Origin of the sequence: Methanosarcina sp. Kolksee, assembly GCF_000969945.1 — an archaeon.
Classification (GTDB): domain Archaea; phylum Halobacteriota; class Methanosarcinia; order Methanosarcinales; family Methanosarcinaceae; genus Methanosarcina; species Methanosarcina vacuolata.
In genome coordinates this window covers 2,796,281-2,812,428 of record NZ_CP009524.1, presented here as the reverse complement: position 1 = coordinate 2,812,428, position 16,148 = coordinate 2,796,281, and the positions used below count along the sequence as shown (strand labels likewise).

Here is a 16,148-nt window from a genome sequence, read left to right as displayed (position 1 = left end):
AACCCCCATAAACTTTACATAGTCACTCCGGCTTAAAGTAAGATAAAATTAAGCCAACAGTTATTGATTTTAATGAAGATCATTTGTTAATATACAGATGAAATTAATAATTTATATATTAACTACTTCCTTGTTTTTAAATATCTCTTCATTGGTCATCGTTTAAGGTTTAAAATGTTAGACACTTTTTAATTTATTCTGGGGCAACCAAAATTTAAATTAACTTTTAAAAATTATTTCAATAACTTTTCCTAATTTATAGGGCAACCAAAACCCTTGGTAAAAGAATTATTATTTTGGAATCCACAACCGTTTTTACCATTGACTTATCTATTGCGATGTTTCCTTTTTCCATAAATCAAAAATTATCTCAATATAATTAAAATTTTATTGTTTTGCACAATTTAGAGAGAAAATCTGGAGATCAGAAAGTAATAAAAAGTCCCAACAAGTCTCAAAAAGTCTCAAAATGTCCTAAAATGTCTCAAAAAGTAATAAAAAGTTTCAAAAAGTATCAAAATGTTTTAAAAGAACTTAAATGGCCTCAAAGAATCTCAAAAAGTCTCCAAAATGTAAAACGGAATAAAAAACTATAATATTTATAATTTTAAACTAATATTAGTTTTGAGGTAGACTTGGTCACAAAAGTTTACCTTTAACAACGATCAGCTCTTCAAAAGAAACCTTTTTCCTCGCTACAACTTCAACTGCAAACCCCAGCGTCTCCATTTTCTCCTTAACGGCATCCAACCCAGTAATGGAAGAGATAAGAACAAGAATTTCTCCTCCAGGCTTGAGATAATCTCTTACTTCGTCCAGAAACTTTTCCAGAGTGTCTCTTCCGCTAATCCCGCCGTCAAAAGCATAATTTAGCCAGCCTGGAACTTTTTCTTCTTCAGAAGTCGGAAGGTAGGGCGGATTAAATAGAATAAGGTCAAAAAGAGTTTCAGGATTTTTGGACTTTATCCCCCTGAAAAGATCAGTACGAATAACCTCTATGCCGTTCATTTTTGCACAGCGGGCGGCATGGGGGTTGATTTCCGTAGCGACCAGACGAATCTCTTTCAGGTTTGCAAGAAGTACAGAAGATACAAAACCCGAACCTGTTCCAATTTCAAGAATCCGCATTCCTGGTTTTGCTTCTTTAAGAGCGGCATCGGCAAGTAAAAAAGAATCTTCTGCAGGCTCATAGACAAGGTCCGTGTCCCCGAGCTTTATCCGGGCTTTTCTGTATTCAATTTCAACCATAATTTTCGAGTTCTTTATTATTCTTGATTTCTTACTGTTCTTAGTTTTTCAGTGTTCTTGGTTTTTTACTGTCCTTTTAACTCGTTCGCAAGAAGTGATGTCTTTAAATCAATTATTTGATTTGCAACTTTTGCAAGCTCTTCAGGAGTCAAGTTTTCAGCACGTTTGCTCATCATATCCTCTGGGAGCTGGGCAATTACCTCTTTAATACTGGGAATCTTGAGTACATGGTTCATGTTCAGAATCGCATTTCTCAGTTTTTTCCGGCGCTGGCTGAAGACTGCGGCCACAAAATCCATGAAAAAAGCCTGGTCTTTGACTTCGAATGGTGCAGGGCGGGGAACAAGTTTGATAACTGCAGAATCAACCTCAGGTGCCGGCTGGAAAGCGTTTTTTGGGACTTTCATCAAAATAGAGGCATCAGCAAAATAACAGGTATCAACCGTAAGGCGCGAGTAATCCTTGCAATTGGGCGAGGAAACCATCCGGGCTGCAAACTCATACTGGTACATGAGAATGCCAAGTTTGAATTTATGGTGAAGGAGCTTGAAAGTTATCTCTGAAGAGATGGAATAGGGAAGGTTAGAGACGACCTTATCAAATTCTGGGAGCTTGATTTTCAGTGCATCTCCTGCAATAATCTCAATATTTTCGATTTTATCGAAACGGTCATGGAGAACTCTTACAAGGACAGGGTCAAGTTCAACTGCGATTACTTTTTTTGCCTTTTTTGCAAGCCTTTCAGTCAGGTTTCCGATACCTGCACCGATTTCAAGAACTACATCCTCAGGCCCAAGCTCAGCAGCAGCCACTATTCTGTCCAGATAGCCTGCATCGACCAGAAAATGCTGATCAAAAGTGCCGCCTTTTATATTATATTTTTTAAGAAGAGAACGAACCAGACTGAAACCTCCTGAGTAAATTGAGTACTTTGATCTAATACGGAACCTTTGGTCAATAATGGAACCTTTGGTCAATAATGGAACCTTTGGTCAATAATGGAACCTTTGGTCAATAATGGAACCTTTGGTCAATAATGGAACCTTTGGTCAATAATGGAACCTTTGGTCAATAATGGAATCTTTAGCCAATACGGAATTACTATAATTTGAATGACAAAAATCAAAAACTGAAAAAGTTAACCTTGAGAGCCTTACTGGTAAAAATAGAACCGAGAGAGTTCATCTCTCTCGGCTTACTGTCGGCGCGGTGGAGCTGTGAATAGCCTGTACTTGATGAAATCATCCTTGAGTTCCTCTTCAATCCTGTGGGCAAGGACTTTAGCCGGGTCATGCAGGCTTGGGATTCTCTCCCGGATATCCTGAAAACTCTTGAAGTCTCCCTTTTTGCGCTCATCGATTATAGACCACATGAGTTTTTTGCCTATTCCGGGAAGGAGATCAAGCATGTGCAGGCGGGTAGTTATAGAATGAGCCTCGTTGAAAAACTTTACAAAGCGCACCTCCTGATACCTTACACACGCCTCAAGGATAAAAGGCAGTTCGAGGTTCGCTCCTGTCGTAAGATCTAAATAGCCTATTCTCTGCTTTACGTGGTCGATTTCATCCCTGTCTCCCGATCCTATATAAACTCTTGATTGGATCTGAGGAACCACACCGTTTTTGGGAACAAGCTCCATAAGAGTAAATTTTTTATCTCCCACAGCCTGAACAAGAGGCTTTTTTTGGTATGCGGCAGTGCCGTCAACTGATTTCCCATAGGGAAGATAGTCGAGAACCCATGCATATTCCTCCCTGTCCTGTGAGCTTTCCTGGGACTTTCTGGATGAGCGCGGAGCTCTTTCTGATTGTCTCTCGGATTGCGGTTTGCCTGTCGGACGCCTGCCGCCATAAGAAGGTTTTTCAGCAGCTGATCTGCCAGCGTACGGTCTACCTGATTGCGACTTCTCTACTCTCATCAGCACCCATCCTATCAATTAATCTGAAATCCCATGGAAATCTGTGTTCAGGATATTCAAGATATATCTTATCCTGATATGCTTAACTCGGTTCCATCCGGTTTGAAATCTATTCATTAATCGGAACTGCCGACAATTCACAAATTTCTGGTGTTCTATATGTCCCGTAAAACTTTAGACTACCCTGTAACCGACATCCCCGGACTCTATATCTTCAACAACCCAACGAGTCCACTATGTTTGAATTCGGGTCAGGCACTTCCTGACACTTTAAAGTACTCTAAGTTTTGGATACTTCCCTTATAAATAAGAAGATGAAAACTTCTATATAGGTTATTCCCTTTGCGTCTCAGTTTTATTCAATAGCTTCCAATACATAATCGAGAATTTGATCTAGTTCCTCATTGCTCAGGGTATATTTTTCTTTAGCGTAGATTGATCGGATTTCATCCCTGGATTGAGGCAGAATATCTGCGATCCTGATCGCAATTGAAGGCTTCATTTTTTCGAGTTCTAACAGCTTGTTAACCAGTTCCCTTGATTTTTCTCCACTGATCTTTGAGAATTGTTCAGCATGGTGCAGAGCTTTTCTAAATCCATATCCGACTTCAAGCCCCTTCTCTCTGCGCTCTTCGGCGATCCTGTTAAGTAGATCTCTGACTTCGGCTAAAGTCAATAATTCTTCACTGAGGACTTCCTTAACTATCATTGGAATACACTCTTTTCGACTTAAAAGTTGTAACAATTTGCCATTCCCTGCTGAGTAATCTCTTCCGGTCACTCTTCAATTCTCCAGGAGTTCCTGGCAAGTAAATTTCTGCCTGTCAGCATCCGGAAATCTGAACTGGCCTTGAGATAGATTGCTTAACTCTTTTCATGTATAGGCCTTCTTCAGATTGCCGTTATGCACGAAATTCGATCGTATTTAATAATAATCTGAAATTGTTCCGAATAATCTTTTCCTTATCTGGATCGGTATATGTCTGACAACCGATATATAATTATAGATAGTCCCATCTCGAGATAAGAGAGATCCATATCGGGATAAGAGACCATCATCTCAGGATAAGAGATCACCATTTCGTGATAAGGGATCACCATCTTGAGATAATAAACCATCATATAGGGATAAGAGACAAGTTTTTAAAATCAGTTTTCTTTAAGTCCCCTCTCCCTTTAAGCAGTTATCCAGGAGTCATTGAGTTTCTTACATTTAATTACAGACCCAGCCCTTACAAATTACTGAAAACCCCTGGCAGGAGCCCGATCCTACGGTAAATGCCTGCATACTGTAAACTCAGATAAAATGGGTTAGGTTTTACAACCTAACTGCCTGGAATGGGAATTAATACTTCTGCGGTTTAAGGTGCTGAGGGAGGGAAATAACTTCCTTCATCGCATTTCCGTTGCGGACTTCAAGAATGTAAGAACGACCGCGCTGTCCGAGTATCTTTCCGGTAGAACCCTGGAACTTCGGATTGGGCATACCTTTCTGAACACTCGGATCAATGTCAATGTGGACCATTTGTCCTTCTTCGAATTCCTGAATTGCCTTGCTTACAGGGGAAATCCCTCTTTCACGAACTGTCTTCTGTAGTTTATACCTTGTGCAGCGTTTTTCGCCGTGGGAATTTGTCATCGCATGTTCCTCCTTAGAATGCTCGATTAATTAGTCTATAGTATATACAGTTTTTCTCTAGATAAGATGGATATTATTTAAATAAGACGTTCAGTCAGGCAGTATTTTCCTGACTCTATATATTAAATAACGCCGATTCAGATTGAGTTTAAATATCAACGTTGACCACATCAAGATCTTCTACAAGCGCAGGAATCCCTAAAAGTCCGCTCAGGCTCGGGTTTGTCCTGCCCTCATCTCCGGAAACAAGCTCTTTTACATACAGCCCGCCTTCGCAGTTTACTGTTATGTAAGCGTAACCGTCGTCTGTCAGTTCGTCAAGCTTGATACGGTGCACATGCCTTTTTCTGACAAGGTCAGCCCGCCTGTGAACTACCCGCGTTGGAGTCTGCTGTGAGATCTCTATGTCACTCAAAGCCTCAAGGCTGGATTTAAGCTTTTCCTCCGAAACAGGCTCTTTAAATGTAACTTTAAGCTTATAAGTTTTATCCGCCTTTGAGCTTTTCAAGGTCTCAATCATATCCTTTCCAGTGAAAGAAAACTCTCTTACCTCAACTTTTCCGGAAGCTTTCTCATTAATATTTCGCATAAGTTCTTCAAGGTCTGTGCTTCGCTTTACAGGAGATTTTGCTTCTACTACAAAAGGCCTGCCACTTCCCAGCATCAGGGCATCGATATCTTCCCTGCCCGAGCCATGAAAAGCCGTATCATTGGCCTGGAAAGCCTCAACTACAGGCCCTTTTATGAGCTCATCTACGGATTCCTGATACTGTTTCCCTGTAAAATTACAGCGCTCACATCCTTTTCCCTTGCATTTCCTGCAAGGCCAGCGTGTCTGAGGAATTCCCCTGATAAGTTTGCGGTAGCGCCCTAGAATATATACCGAGCGGAGCTGGAGATCAAGCTCGTTTTTTCCAAGGTCAAGGGTGATTGTAATATCAGGGTTTTCGAAATCCACGTCTTTATGGACTTTCTCTGCTATCCGCTTGCCAACTTCCCTATTAAGCTCGGTCTTAAGCTGTTCGGCATATGCAGTTCCAGCCTCAGCCCAGAGCAGCTCCTCGTTTTCACTAAGAAGCCCGCTGACCTTTGTGCCTACAAGAAAGGTAGAATATTCAAGCCCTTCAAGGGCTTTTGCAGCTTCATCGGCCCATTCATCCAGCTTTTTAAACTGGTCAAGGCAGACCCAGCACTGTTCATCTTCGCTTTCTGTTCCTAGAGCCTTTCTCGCAAATACACTGCAAGGAGCAAGTTCTTTGAGAAGAGAATCATCGTTTTCAGCTTTATAGATCCGGTCCCCTTCCAGGACAAGGGCGAGTTTCAAGGCTTGCCCACGTTCTCTATTGCTCAGGCCTGTGGATAATTTTGCAAACTGACGGCCCAGACAGTTGTCACATATCGGGCCTTCATGCAAAATCTTTTTTGAAATATCGAGTACGTCCATTTTCTTTCACTTTCTTTAAGCTTTTTTCGGGAAATTGACCTGGGAATGAGTGACAAAATTAAGGGATAAGTATGAGATGAAAGCTCCTTATCACTTAATATTTCTGGTCATCATTAAATCTGTCACCACTCAATCTTCAACCCTGCTGTCAGCTTCTCCGGGGATCTCTCCTCTTTCAGCTTCAGCTCTGTCAAGTTCATTGTGTATAAGGGTTATGCAGTGATTAGAATGGAGAGAAAGAGGACCTACCGAGATAATTTTCACCCCTGCCTTAAGGAGCTGTGCTTCCTCTTCTTCGGTAACTCCTAAATGGTCTCCCAGGATGAAGACTGGGTCGCGGATTTCACTTGCAATTGCCCTGATATCCTCTCCATCTTCTCTCAGATAGAGCAGGGGGCGTCCTTCAAATTCCGAGAGCAGGGAATCGAGATCTCCTTTGCGAACCCAGACGCCTGGAGTGGAACGGATATCCTGTTCGCTTGCGTCTTTTTGAAGGGCTTTCTGGATAAGCGAACCGCTGCTTCGCTCGTCCGGGTTAAGGTATCTCAGGTGTAGTCCTTCAAACCTGAGGATTTTTCCGGGATTGGGTTCTCCCAGAAGGAGCAGGTGCACATTTACATCCCTGCGCATTCCGAAAGAGAGAAAAAGGGCAGAACTCACGCAGCGGCAAAGGATATCCATTCTTCCTGCAGAACCTGGAAGGTCATTTAATGTAAAGTCGCCGCTTGTGTTTGCTTTATGCCCTATAATAACAATATCGCGCATGGGCACTATATTTACGCAAGAGGTATAAAAGATATACGTAAGCTTTTGGTCGTCCACCAATACCTGATTGATGTTTTCATGGCATAGTCTCAAACATGGCTTTGCTTGCGTTTATGTATTCACACAGCAGACCGGCCACAGCAGTGCTAAAAATGTAGGAAAGGAATAGCTGTACACTGTATTTCGATTATTTTGGATTAATATCAATCAACAAACGATGGACTACCAAAATATTTGAATTTATATTTTTGTCATTCCTGAGTTTTACAGCAGATTTTCATCTACCCATCTATCAAATATCTTCAATTGCTCTTCCGTATGGAAGTAATGCTCCCCGTGGTCCAGGACTTTAATTGTTGAGTGATACCTCGCTGCAAATGCTGAAATCTCGTCCCAGTCAGACAGATTATCGTTAGAACCATACAAAATGGCAGTAGGTACTTTCCATTCAAAACAAATAGGGTTTTCTTTTACGTAGCAATAATAATTCCATTCCAATGTCTGTCCGATTGGCAACCGGATTTCATGCTCTGCTTTTAGTCTTTCTTCACTTACTTGGAAGCCTTTCATCATATTGCGTATGATGCATTCCATATTGACGACGGGCGAGAGAAACAAACTTTGCTTTATGTTAAGGTCATGATAGGCAAGCAGACTGAAATAAGCTCCCATGCTGCACGCAAACAAAGAAATTTCAGATGCAAGTGACTTTGCATATTCATAAACAGCAGTCAGATCACTTACGCAATTTTCAGGAATACAGGCATATTCCTCATTTGCACGTTCACCATGCATGGGCAGGTCAAAGCTTAATGCCTGGTAACCTTTTTCAACGGCTTTTTGTGCCATCATGGAAATTACGGTGTCTTCTTTATTAGAAAGGTTGCCATGAACTTCAATCAACAGCTTTTCACTCTGCTTTCCCCACAGGATGGCAGGAATATGAATTTTATTATTTGAGATATAAAAATGCCTTTTTTCCATTCTCTCACCCATCTCTGAGCAAAAAATAAATTTAATTCGCATTCATTCGACTAAGTTCCAAAATTTGGTGATAAAAGTTAGTGTAACATCACTATATAAATTTATAGTTTTATAATTATATAATAGTGTTGTGACACATATAACGGCAACTATAGTCACAAGGCTAAATAATGCAAATATTCAATGAGGTGCAATGAAGGTTTTTGTTGCAACAATTACAGGCGTGACTATATGTATTCTCTTCAAATTAAATGGGTTTCCAACCACAGAAAAAATATAATAATATTTCCATTTCCTCTTCTCATATCTTGGAGTAAAAAATGGAACTTGAAGCTTTAAAAAAAGTGCTGGCTTCACTGGACATCAATCCTGATGAAATTAAAGATGAAAGATATGCCAAAGTTCCTTCAAATTCCTCTATTTTCTCCAAATTTTTTGATTCCCTCCAAATTTTTTGATTCCCTCCAAATTTTTTGATTCCCTCCAAATTTTCTGTTTTTCTCAAGTTTTTTGAAAATCTGACTGAAATCACCTGCACGAGAAAATTGAAATTTCACTCACTTGAAAAGTCCGCCAGTTTAATCAGTTGGTCTGGCGCGAGTCGCAAGCCAAACTACTATTGCCCCTAACCCAATAATGAGGGCAATAAAACGTATAAGCCCTCCCAGGAAAGGAATTTCGTATATAATTGCAAATAGGACTGCCCCAACAAGATAGTACATCAGTTTTCCCGCTTCCTTTTTTAATATTTTATTATAGATTATCTCGCCTGCAAGCAGTTTCACCGGCACTGTCGCGATAAGGAGTGCAAGTGCCAGAAGCAGGATAATCAGGATCGAAAGGCTCCACCCAAAGAAAGTAATAAGCAGGATTATTGAGAGCACTGGAAGGAAAATTAGAGTTAGAAAACCCAGTAATCCTGCCTTAAGAGGTGAATCTTTTACTAGTTCCGCAAGCCCGCCTACGAAACCCGGGAAAAGGTGGATAAGGATCAGGCCCAGAGCCAGGGACGCGAGCAATCTCAGGATGAAGGAGAAAATGCTAAATCCTTTGGTAACACTTTCATAACTTTCTTCCTTTGCATTTACCTGCGTAATATTCAGGTTTCCACCAACCTTATCGTTCAGATTGGGTGGATAATTATCGGCTTGAAGTGCAAGATTTCCTTTAAGCTCGAAGTCGTCTCCGGTTTTGAGGGTGCTCGTTGAGACTTCCCCATTTCCGTTAACTATCCCGTCAAGCGTTACTTCCCCTCCGCCAAGTAGAATATCCCCTTCAACCACGCTGTCCCGGGAAAGAATGATCTGACCGCCGAGTGCTGCTACATCTCCACCTACATTTCCGTTTATCCGTATGGAGCCTCCTAGTGCGAGAATGTTTCCTGAAACATTTCCATTAACAATTATATCCCCGCTTGCACCCAGGAAATTACCTCCTGTGTTCCCGTTTACTTCGATTTGAGACCCTGCAAGCACCAGGTCTCCCTGAATGTCCTGGTTGATCTGAAGGTCCTCACCACCCCCAAAGGCATTTCCTGAGCTTGTATGTTTAAGAAAGTTCTCATCGGCAGCTACTGCTGAATAGGGCAGTACAATAAAAAGTATTATAAATAAAATAAGACCTGATACCAGCTTCTTTTCCATAAATCAACCCTCTTTGTATTTTTGCTCAATTTTGCATTTAATTGTTTCCTTTAATTATAAAAAATCTCTAAAACCGGTTGTCTCAAAACTCGACCCATTTCTACAATTGGATAATTGAAATTGTTGACTTTAAATTCAGATCGAAAATTATTCTGAAATTCAGATATTTATTTGCCTCGAATTATAGTACATTATCCTATTTGTAAAATTATGTGTAGTTTTGAGACAGCTTGAAAAAATATATTTTAGTAATATCGTAGATGTCGTGTGTGAGTTTTTGAAAAACAACATAATAGATAGTGATAATTCAAAAAGAGTAGTGGAAAATCAAATAGATAGTGATAATTCAAAAAGAGTAGGGGTAAATCAAATAGATAGTGAAAGAATTTAAAAATACAGTGATAAATCAAAAAGAATAGTGAAGAAAGTTCCTTATGAATTGACTGGGAAGAGCCGTTCAGGAACTTTCCGGTTTATTATCAAAATCATCCAGACGTGTCTGTTTCCTTGTGCAATTTTCTCCAGGGATTTCTACAGGATACTCTCCTGTGAGACAACCAAGGCACATGTCACTCTTATCGCACTCAAGAGCCCTCATAAGTCCGTCAATACTCAGATATCCGAGGGAATCCGCATTAATTAGGCTTTCAACCTCTTTTACGGTTTTATAAGAGGCGATAAGTTCCTGCCGGGTAGCCATATCTATGCCCAGATAGCAGGGAGCAATAATTGCGGGACTTCCTACTCTTGAATGAATTTCTGACGCACCTGCCCTGCGGACCATATCTATAATCCGCCTGGAGGTTGTACCCCGGACAATGCTGTCATCAACCAGAACGACACGTTTGCCTTTGACATTATCCTGGATAGCATTCATTTTAAGCCGGACTGCGGTTTCACGCAATTCCTGGCCAGGCAGGATAAATGTACGCCCTATGTAACGGTTCTTCATCAGGCCTTCGAGGTATTTAGTACCTGATTCCCTGGCATAACCAATTGCCGAAGTAATCCCAGAGTCCGGAACAGGAGAAACAATGTCAGCCTCTACCGGATGCTCTCTGGCGAGTTCCCTTCCAATATTTTCCCGCACTTTGTAGACCAGTTTTCCATCAATAATGGAATCAGGCCTTGCGAAATAAATGAACTCAAACACACAATGAGCAGGATGAGGCTCGTTTCCTATCTGGCAGCTCTCAAAGCCGTCGCCCGTAAAGACTATTACCTCACCTGGCCGCACATCTCTGATAAGGGTGCCGTTAAGGGTATCAAGGGCTACGCTTTCCGAGAAAACTGCGTATCCGCCATCGACTTTTCCGAAGCAAAGCGGCTTAAGACCGAGAGGATCCCGCACAGCATACAGAGCACCGCCAATATGGATAACCAGAGAATAGGAACCGACAAGCTTGCGCATGACATTCCGGATAGATTCTATGGGGTCGTGTTTTATCAGTTCTTTTACAAGAAGGTGGCCGATAACTTCGGTATCGGAATCACTGATAAAAATACGGCCTTCACACTCAAGTTCATCCTTGAGCTTTCTGGCATTAACAAGGTTCCCATTATGGGCAATTGCAACTGCTCCTCCTTTGAAATTCAGGATAAAGGGCTGGCAGTTTTCTATTTTTGATCCTCCGGTAGTTGAGTAGCGGACATGCCCTACTCCTACATTTCCGATCAGGTGCCCCAGAGAATCTTTGTTATATACATCAGGAACAAGACCCATGCCTTTAATGGAATGAGAGGATGTACCGTCATATACCATTATGCCAGTGGATTCCTGTCCCCTATGCTGGAGGGCATACAAGGCGTAATACAGCTTGAATGCGACAGTATTGGATTGAGGCCTGTCGCCTGGTAGAATTATGCCTGCAACGCCACATTCTTCTTTCAATTTCGACCTCCGGTGAAGGTAAAAAATAGAGAAAGTGGAACAGACAGGTTTAATACTTGCACTTTGCCTGCCACTTGTAAGCTCTTATTCGAGATGTTTTTCCAAAACCACATGAAGTACACTGTTTTGTATGCACGTTGAAAGAAACACTCCCACAGCGCCTGCATTTAGCATGTGTGCGTTTCTGCCTTTTTCCCATTGATGCCGTACCTTTACTCATTCCTAAATCTCCTGATAAAATTAATTTGTTAGAGCAGTATTCGATAATCTGAAGCGATTCTATTCATCTGAATTTACTCTCTGCGGCCAGTCACAATAAGTCCTGGTCATTGAGGTTTTACGATAATAGATGAAGTGCTTGATATAGATTACGGAGATACGTATACCACGTTGTCACCGCGAATAACGACACTGCTGAACTTACTTACAATTTCTCCTTCTCTTAGCTCTTCAGCATTGTCAAGCACGAGGTTCATGTGAATATCGTATCCTTTCAGCTCACCTCTAAACTCGCGTGCGCCTTTCAATCTAACGATTACAGGTGTGTCCAATGCGTTGTTCAAAATATCCAGAGGTCGGTTTGCCATCCTTACAGTCCCCTTAAAACATTATAAATCAAGTCATTATCTATATCAATATAAATAGTTAATCCAGATTTAAATTGATCGCCGCGTCTTAAATTTGATTATTTGCATCAAAGTCGCAAATACAATATATAAATGTATCGAAGCAATATATCACTTTTTAAGTTATCATACAGAAAAAAAACTGCTATGAACGGGAATTCTCTACAAAATACCCTGATATAAATGCGAAATGAACGGGAATTCCTTCAGGACAAAGATAACCCTTCAGAAAAAACAAAGGATCACCTAATCCTGTTGAGAAGATTTTTTACAAATAATTCTATTAAAACTTATAAAAATCTTCCTGAAAGGCACAATATTAAATTAATTTCATATTTCCAGAAGAAAGAGCTCTATAAAGTAGCAGGAAAACGAATGAAAGAAAGAGAGACATCCATGACCGAAAAACCCTTGAAAATAAAAACCCCAATTGTTCTGACTATAGCAGGTTCGGATTCAGGCGGAGGAGCAGGAATTGCTGCGGATCTGAAGACTTTTGCCGCTCTTGGAGTGCACGGAACCTGCGCTATTACATCGGTTACTGCACAGAATACTACTGGAGTGCTGAAAACCTTTGACCTCACTCCTGAAACTGTCGCCAGCCAGATTGAAGCTGTCTGCACCGATATGGAGGCCAGGTGGGCAAAAAGTGGTATGCTTGCCTCATCGGAGATCGTAAGGGAAGTTGCAAAAGAAGTAAGGAAATATGAGCTTTCCCTTGTGCTGGACCCTGTTATAGCTGCTGAAGCAGGAGGGAACCTGCTACGAAAAGAAGCTATCTCTGTCCTTACTGAAGAACTGCTGCCCTTATGCAAGGTTACGACGCCCAATGCATCCGAAGCAGGTGTACTGGCTGGCATGTCTGTAAAAACTCCTGAGGACGCGAAAATTGCAGCCCGAAAAATCACGGACCTGGGTGTTGAAGCTGTCATTATTACAGGAGGGCATCTGGATGCCACTGACCTGATTTATGAAGCTGATTCTGAGACTTTTACCCGTATTCCGGGCACTTTTGTTAAAGGAGGAACACACGGCACGGGCTGCACTTACTCTGCAGCAGTGACTGCCTTCTTAGCCTCTGGAGATAACTTGGAAGGAGCTGCAAGGAAAGCAAAGAAATTCGTTGAAAAGGCAATTCTCAAGAGCCGGCCTGCAGGCAGGGGAGTAAGTCCTGTAAACCAGCTTGGAGCGATTCTGGAGGAAAAAGAGCGCTACCTGGTTTTAAGAAATGTAAAAAAAGCAGTTTCGATCCTTGAAGGCAGCCCTGATTTTTCAAAACTGATTCCCGAAGTAGGCTGCAACATCGGAATGGCTATTCCCGAAGCCAACAGCTACGAAGACGTTGCTGCCGTTGAAGGCAGGATAGTAAGGTACATGGGACGGGCAGTTCCTGTGGGCTGTGTGGATTTTGGGGCCAGCCGACATGTAGCAAGTATTATTCTTGCGTCCCTTCGTTATGATCCTGAAATAAGGGCAGCAATTAACGTAAAATACTCCAGGGAGGCACTTTCAGCCTGCAGAGATATGGAACTTGGAATTTCCTCTTTTGACAGGACCGAAGAACCGGAAAACTCCAGTACTATGGACTGGGGTACAGCCGAAGCAATCAAAAAATACGGAAGCGTGCCGAAAGTCATCTATGATAAAGGGGGTCAGGGAAAAGAACCAATGATACGCCTGCTCGGGAGATGTGCCACTGAAGTGGCAAAACTTGCTGTGGAGCTTGCAGAACAGATACAGTAAAAATCCGGTTAAGAATCAATAATTTCAGTTATCTACAAGCCATCTTAAACAAACATGATATTCTTTGAATAACATGCACAACCAATGAAGATGCTTGCGGATGGCAGCATTTTCATGCTAAACAAGTGAAATTTTCAGAATATCAAGCGAACCTCTCAGAATATCAAGCGAACCTCTCAGAATATCAAGCGAACCTCTCAGAATATCAAGCGAACCTCTCAGAATATCAAGTGAATATTTGTAGAATCAAACGTTTATATAATTGAGAGATTCTGACCTTTTTTGTTTTATTCGGTTCCTATTTCTGTCCAATTTACTTTTTTTCCGGTTTTTGCTTCTAACTGTTTTTCCTTCTTTCAATTCCAACTTCTGACAGTCTTTCTTTTTTTCAAGCTCTAGTTTTAATAAGTAGCTTTTCTTCAAACACCTGTTTCCCAAAAGTACATAAATGGGATGCGAACACCTTAAATGTAAAATAAATAACACTTATATACGTCGAAGTACGAATCTGTACCTAAACGACTACGGAGAAAACCTATGGAACAGACCAAAATTATCCTTGACGAGAATGAAATGCCTAATCAGTGGTATAACGTCCTTTCAGACTTATCCTCTCCTATCGAGCCTCCTCTTGATCCGAGGACCTGGGAGCCTATAACTCCTGAAGCTCTTGAACCTATTTTTCCGAAAGGTCTTATTAAGCAGGAAATGAGCAGTGAAAGGTTTATTGATATCCCTGAAGAGATACTTGAAATTTACAAGCTCTGGAGGCCCAGTCCTCTTTACAGGGCTCACAGGCTGGAAAAACTTCTCAAAACTCCTGCAAAGATATACTATAAAAATGAAGGGGTAAGCCCTGCAGGCAGCCATAAGACAAATACTTCACTTGCTCAGGCTTATTATAATATGAAAGAAGGAACCGAGAGGATCACAACTGAAACAGGGGCAGGACAATGGGGAAGTGCATTAGCTCTTGCCTGCAATTACTTTGACCTCGAATGTAAAGTCTATATGGTCCGTTCCAGTTTTTACCAGAAACCTTATCGAAAATCCCTGATGACAGTCTGGGGAGGAAATGTTGTGCCCTCTCCAAGCGAAGATACCGAATTCGGAAGAAAGATTCTGAAAGAGCAGCCGGAAACACCGGGAAGCCTGGGGATAGCAATCAGTGAAGCCGTGGAGGATGCAATCGCACACGATAACACTAAGTACTCCTTGGGAAGTGTCCTCAACCATGTTATGCTCCACCAGACAGTAATCGGGGCCGAATGCAAGAAGCAACTTGAAAAGGTTGAAACCTATCCTGATATAGTTATAGGCTGCTGTGGAGGAGGAAGCAACCTCGCGGGAATATCTCTTGAGTTCATTAAAGACCGGATTGAAGGAAAAAGATATCCAAGAGTAATTGCAGTCGAACCTTCAGCTTGCCCGTCCTTGACCAAAGGAGAATACAGGTACGACTTTGGAGATACTGCGGAAATGACCCCGCTTCTTAAAATGTATACCCTCGGCCACAAACATGTGCCTCCTGCCATCCACGCAGGCGGACTCCGTTATCACGGTGACTCTCCAATCATAAGTAAACTCTGCGCTGAAGGGTTTATTGAAGCTGTTTCATATGATCAGTACCCGGTGTTTGATGCCGCTGTGCAGTTCGCACGGACTGAAGGCATAGTCCCTGCTCCTGAATCCTCCCACGCTATCCGCTGTGCAATCGACGAAGCTCTCAAATGCAAGCAAACCGGAGAAGAAAAAACAATTCTATTTAACCTCAGTGGACACGGACATTTCGACATGAGTTCCTATGATAAATATTTCAACAAGGAACTCGCCTGAAAAACAACTGAAAAAGACAAAATTCAGGATATAACTCAACAGGATGCCTTAAAGGCATCCTGGCAATCAGGAAACCCACACTCCTCTACTCCTTCTGCAATAATGCTACAGAGAATAGAAAGACATTATAAAAACCGCATCTGTACAGATGTAGCCAAGAGAACCAGGAACACTCCATGAAATTTCAAGTTGGTCAAAATACTTCAGGATTATTTGGTCTCAAGGATGTTTAAGAGTTTAAAAATTTAATATTTAGATTCCAATATCATATTTGCTCATATAACTTTATATAGAAAGACGTTTTCGTGTATAATCCAAAACACCTTTAAAAGTTTCATTCTTTTTAAATATTTTTGCTTTTTTGATTATTTATAGTCTTTTTTAAAGATGTGTTGCTTGATTATGAATTTG

General features: G+C 41.4%; 16 protein-coding genes. 4 read left to right on the top strand and 12 right to left on the bottom strand.

Annotated features, from left to right (window positions below; all coding sequences use genetic code 11):
* Positions 1–639: 639 nt before the first annotated feature.
* The 8 genes from MSKOL_RS11625 to MSKOL_RS11590 all read right to left on the bottom strand — a co-directional run bounded on the left by MSKOL_RS11625 (position 640) and on the right by MSKOL_RS11590 (position 7,998).
* Positions 640–1,248 carry a HemK2/MTQ2 family protein methyltransferase gene (locus MSKOL_RS11625; protein ID WP_048156386.1) on the bottom strand — a complete coding sequence of 203 codons (609 nt, stop codon included), beginning with the start codon at positions 1,246–1,248 and terminating at the stop codon, positions 640–642.
* Positions 1,249–1,313: 65 nt separating this feature from the next.
* A complete protein-coding gene (gene rsmA / locus MSKOL_RS11620; protein ID WP_082091244.1) occupies positions 1,314–2,150 on the bottom strand; it encodes a 16S rRNA (adenine(1518)-N(6)/adenine(1519)-N(6))-dimethyltransferase RsmA in 837 nt (278 codons plus the stop codon).
* A 293-nt stretch (positions 2,151–2,443) separates the two neighbouring features.
* Entirely contained in the window at positions 2,444–3,166 is a 723-nt protein-coding gene (locus MSKOL_RS11615) for a DUF655 domain-containing protein (RefSeq protein ID WP_048156383.1), read from the bottom strand.
* 355 nt (positions 3,167–3,521) lie between these two features.
* Positions 3,522–3,875: an RNA polymerase Rpb4 family protein gene (locus MSKOL_RS11610; protein ID WP_048121107.1), complete on the bottom strand. Its 354-nt coding sequence runs from the start codon at positions 3,873–3,875 to the stop codon at positions 3,522–3,524.
* 636 nt (positions 3,876–4,511) lie between these two features.
* Entirely contained in the window at positions 4,512–4,805 is a 294-nt protein-coding gene (locus MSKOL_RS11605; protein ID WP_048106216.1) for a 50S ribosomal protein L21e, read from the bottom strand.
* Positions 4,806–4,953: 148 nt separating this feature from the next.
* Complete coding sequence (locus MSKOL_RS11600; RefSeq protein WP_048156378.1) at positions 4,954–6,249, bottom strand: tRNA pseudouridine(54/55) synthase Pus10; 1,296 nt, start codon at positions 6,247–6,249, stop codon at positions 4,954–4,956.
* A 129-nt stretch (positions 6,250–6,378) separates the two neighbouring features.
* Positions 6,379–7,014 carry a tRNA (pseudouridine(54)-N(1))-methyltransferase TrmY gene (gene trmY / locus MSKOL_RS11595; protein ID WP_048123942.1) on the bottom strand — a complete coding sequence of 212 codons (636 nt, stop codon included), beginning with the start codon at positions 7,012–7,014 and terminating at the stop codon, positions 6,379–6,381.
* A 264-nt stretch (positions 7,015–7,278) separates the two neighbouring features.
* Complete coding sequence (locus MSKOL_RS11590) at positions 7,279–7,998, bottom strand: carboxylesterase (RefSeq protein ID WP_048121102.1); 720 nt, start codon at positions 7,996–7,998, stop codon at positions 7,279–7,281.
* A 320-nt stretch (positions 7,999–8,318) separates the two neighbouring features.
* On the opposite strand from MSKOL_RS11590, the gene MSKOL_RS20235 reads away from it, so the two are divergent.
* Positions 8,319–8,456, top strand: coding sequence for a hypothetical protein (locus MSKOL_RS20235; protein ID WP_156151066.1), 138 nt, complete (start codon positions 8,319–8,321; stop codon positions 8,454–8,456).
* A gap of 120 nt (positions 8,457–8,576) precedes the next feature.
* Here the strand turns inward: MSKOL_RS20235 and MSKOL_RS11585 are convergent, their stop codons facing one another.
* Positions 8,577–9,641, bottom strand: coding sequence for a hypothetical protein (locus tag MSKOL_RS11585; RefSeq protein ID WP_048121101.1), 1,065 nt, complete (start codon positions 9,639–9,641; stop codon positions 8,577–8,579).
* Positions 9,642–9,861: 220 nt separating this feature from the next.
* Here MSKOL_RS11585 and MSKOL_RS20230 point away from each other — a divergent pair, with 220 nt between their 5' ends.
* The gene (locus MSKOL_RS20230) at positions 9,862–10,032 is read left to right on the top strand and encodes a hypothetical protein (protein WP_156151065.1); all 171 of its coding nucleotides are present in this window, start codon (positions 9,862–9,864) and stop codon (positions 10,030–10,032) included.
* 66 nt (positions 10,033–10,098) lie between these two features.
* On the opposite strand, the gene purF is transcribed toward MSKOL_RS20230, so the two are convergent.
* The 3 genes from purF to MSKOL_RS11575 form a co-directional block, all read right to left on the bottom strand.
* Positions 10,099–11,532 (bottom strand): amidophosphoribosyltransferase, encoded by a 1,434-nt coding sequence (gene purF, locus MSKOL_RS11580; RefSeq protein WP_048121099.1) that lies wholly within the window; start codon positions 11,530–11,532, stop codon positions 10,099–10,101.
* 49 nt (positions 11,533–11,581) lie between these two features.
* Positions 11,582–11,752, bottom strand: coding sequence for a 50S ribosomal protein L37e (locus MSKOL_RS19375; protein ID WP_080942245.1), 171 nt, complete (start codon positions 11,750–11,752; stop codon positions 11,582–11,584).
* 148 nt (positions 11,753–11,900) lie between these two features.
* Positions 11,901–12,119, bottom strand: a complete 219-nt coding sequence (locus MSKOL_RS11575; protein WP_048121098.1) for an LSm family protein — start codon at positions 12,117–12,119, stop codon at positions 11,901–11,903.
* A gap of 435 nt (positions 12,120–12,554) precedes the next feature.
* Here MSKOL_RS11575 and thiD point away from each other — a divergent pair, with 435 nt between their 5' ends.
* Positions 12,555–13,901: a bifunctional hydroxymethylpyrimidine kinase/phosphomethylpyrimidine kinase gene (gene thiD / locus MSKOL_RS11570; RefSeq protein WP_048158328.1), complete on the top strand. Its 1,347-nt coding sequence runs from the start codon at positions 12,555–12,557 to the stop codon at positions 13,899–13,901.
* A 537-nt stretch (positions 13,902–14,438) separates the two neighbouring features.
* On the top strand, positions 14,439–15,737 hold the full coding sequence (locus MSKOL_RS11565; RefSeq protein WP_048121096.1) for a TrpB-like pyridoxal phosphate-dependent enzyme: 1,299 nt from the start codon (positions 14,439–14,441) through the stop codon (positions 15,735–15,737).
* Positions 15,738–16,148 lie beyond the last annotated feature (411 nt).